General features: G+C 58.6%; 2 protein-coding genes. One reads left to right on the top strand and one right to left on the bottom strand.

Annotated elements, in window-relative coordinates:
* Positions 1-180 precede the first annotated feature (180 nt).
* Positions 181-705 carry a hypothetical protein gene (locus AC1DIP_RS22125; protein WP_476881453.1) on the top strand — a complete coding sequence of 175 codons (525 nt, stop codon included), beginning with the start codon at positions 181-183 and terminating at the stop codon, positions 703-705.
* Positions 706-805: 100 nt separating this feature from the next.
* Here the strand turns inward: AC1DIP_RS22125 and AC1DIP_RS22120 are convergent, their stop codons facing one another.
* Positions 806-1,921, bottom strand: a complete 1,116-nt coding sequence (locus tag AC1DIP_RS22120; RefSeq protein ID WP_477735106.1) for a tyrosine-type recombinase/integrase — start codon at positions 1,919-1,921, stop codon at positions 806-808.
* Between the last annotated feature and the right edge of the window lie 648 nt (positions 1,922-2,569).

The raw sequence follows: 2,569 nt of genomic DNA, 5'->3' as shown, positions 1-2,569 counted from the left end.
GTCGTTGAGCATCTTCTGGCCCTGCCGGACTTTGGCGATGACCTGCTCGGGGGTGTGTCTGCGTGCCATGATTCGTGAATTTCCTCCTGTGTCCATTCTCGGACACGAAACTCACACAAACACTGGACTACTCTCTGGGGACCCAACCAAGTCCACCAACGCTGACTACGATTGGTGTCCATGGACCCAGAAGCTACCGAGGATGCAGCACTGCCCGATTACCGCACGTACACCTCGATGTCGTTGGAGGGCGAAGCTGCTGTAGGACGGATCGCAATCTGGGCCGCATGGCTGGAACAGACACTTGCCCACTTTTGCTCGGCGCTCATAAATGGGCGGAGCGGGGTGGGAGCGACCCTGACGGAGGGCCTGCCGGCCTCGCAGTTGATCCAAACGTCGAGGAGGCTCGCGCTTTCGGTTTATTCACCATTGTCCCAGGAGCTACAGGACCGGGTAGTGGGAGTTCTAGCCAATGCTCAACAGGCCCTGCAGCAAAGAAATAAGATCCTCCATGGATCCGTAGGAGGATCGTTGACTCCAGGCACAACAGCGTTCTTCAGTCGCCGTCTGAACGCAAAGGGGCTAATGGAGGCGACTGTTCACAGCCCTGAAGAGCTGGACGAAATGGGCGCTAGGTTGCATTCCGTAATGGAAGAGGTGTGGGAGTGCATGGAGGAAATCGAACATGCGCTCGGCCGCTACTAAACCCCCGGCCATGACATGGAAGCCGCCCGTCTAAGCAGGTCGTTGTGCCTGCCTGTTGCCGAGGCCACCGTGGATTCCGGGAGGCCGAACATCCTGCAGTTCAGGTCTCAGGCGCCGTGGCGTCCCGGTGCCAGAGCTGATCCTGGCGGGCCGTGTGGAGCGCGCCGGCGACAGTGTCCAAGTCATCCTCGAACAAGTCGGCGTAGCGGTCCAAGGTCATCGCGGCCGATGCGTGTCCAAGCATCCGCTGGAGCACCTTGATGTTCGCGCCGGCACTGATGGCTAGCGACGCCGCCGTATGTCTGAGGTCGTGGGGTGTGATGGTGGGGAACGTCGGGTCCTTCACTTGCGCGCGTTTCCGGGCCGCGGCGAACCACCCACTCTCCATGTTTCCCGGGCGAAGGTAGTTCACACCGTCGCCCCAAAGGAGGGCATGACTTTCCCTACCGGCGCAGGCAGACTCAATGGCAGGTGCCAGAAACGCTGGATAGACGATGGAACGACTTTCGTGCATTTTCGGTGTGCCGATGACCATCTTGCCGTTGACGTTGACGGCGTTCTCTACGATGAGTACTCGCCGTGCAGGCTGGTCCACGTGGCCGACCCGCAGGCCGGTGGCCTCACCCCATCGGAGACCGGTATAGGCCAGGAACCGCACAAAGTCGGGGTACTTGGATTCCAAGGCAAGGGCTTCAGCCTGGCTGTGCGTCAGGTACCCACGGGGACGGCTTGTCCGGCGGGCGATTTTGACGCCCTCTGCCGGGTTCGAGGAGATGCGTTTGTCTTCCGCGGCGTCGTGAAGAATCCCTGAGAGTACGCCGAGGCAACGTGACACCGTTGTGGGACTGCGATGCTCGGAGAGGGAGGCCACCCACGCTTTGATCTCCGAGCGCAGCAGTGAAGAGACATAACGGTCCCCCCATTTGGGGTGGACGTGGTTTCGCCAGGCGCTTTCAATGCTGTGGAATGTTGAAGGTTTGACCGTGTGCTTGTGGGCTGCCAGCCACTCTGCGCCGAGGGTTTCGACGGTGATACGCCCGTCACTTGGTGCAATGAACTGTCCGCTTCGCTTTGAGACCTCCACGGAGTCCAGGAAGGCCTGTGCATCACGCTTAAGCTTGAACCCACGTTTCTGGCCTTGAGAGTGATCGGGTTTCTTGTATAAGACTCGGTACCACTTGCCACTCTTATTTTCGTATGGATGGATACTCCCCATGCCCGATCTTTCTCGCAGTCGCCGTGGTGCAGATGAAGTGTCAGTAAATGTGAGTTTGGGCTTTCCGTCAAGGGCCTAAAAGGCATTGGGAGTACCGGGATCTGTGACTTCGCGGGACTGTGTAGCGTTTTTGATACAAAAGATGGCACATCCTCTGAGAGCTGCTTTTCTTGGTTTATCAAGCGATTCCGCTGCTTTAAGGCGTGTGCCGCGTGTACCACCGATTTTCGACTTTTGTCCCGACAATAAAAACTCTGAAAATTGGCGTGCTCAACTGTGCTTGAGCGCTCCACGGCGGCAGGGGTCAGGACGGATCTGTTGCCATTGCTTGGCTCTACGCCCGCGTGCCCAGAGGCAGTTTCTCTTGAGTGAGGCTGAAGCCGAGCTGTGCCGAACTGTGCCCGACCGCCCGAGGGGCGATGGGTGATTCTGCGTCGATATCAGCGCCATCATTGGCCTGGTCGGGCGTATCGACGCCAAGCGAACCGTTGCGATGTGTCTGGTTGGGTCCCCAGAGAGTAGTCCAGTGTTTGTGTGAGTTTCGTGTCCGAGAATGGACACAGGAGGAAATTCACGAATCATGGCACGCAGACACACCCCCGAGCAGGTCATCGCCAAAGTCCGGCAGGGCCAGAAGATGCTCAACGA

The sequence above is a fragment of the Pseudarthrobacter sp. 05T312 genome (assembly GCF_056396685.1).
Note: the sequence above shows the minus strand (reverse complement) of the source record. Positions and strands in the feature narration are given on the sequence as shown.

What these genes read in the sequence shown, in the direction of transcription:
- AC1DIP_RS22120 (WP_477735106.1), bottom strand. Translation starts at nt 1,921, where the DNA reads ATGGGGAGTATCCATCCATACGAAAATAAGAGTGGCAAGTGGTACCGA.
- AC1DIP_RS22125 (WP_476881453.1), top strand. Translation starts at nt 181, where the DNA reads ATGGACCCAGAAGCTACCGAGGATGCAGCACTGCCCGATTACCGCACG.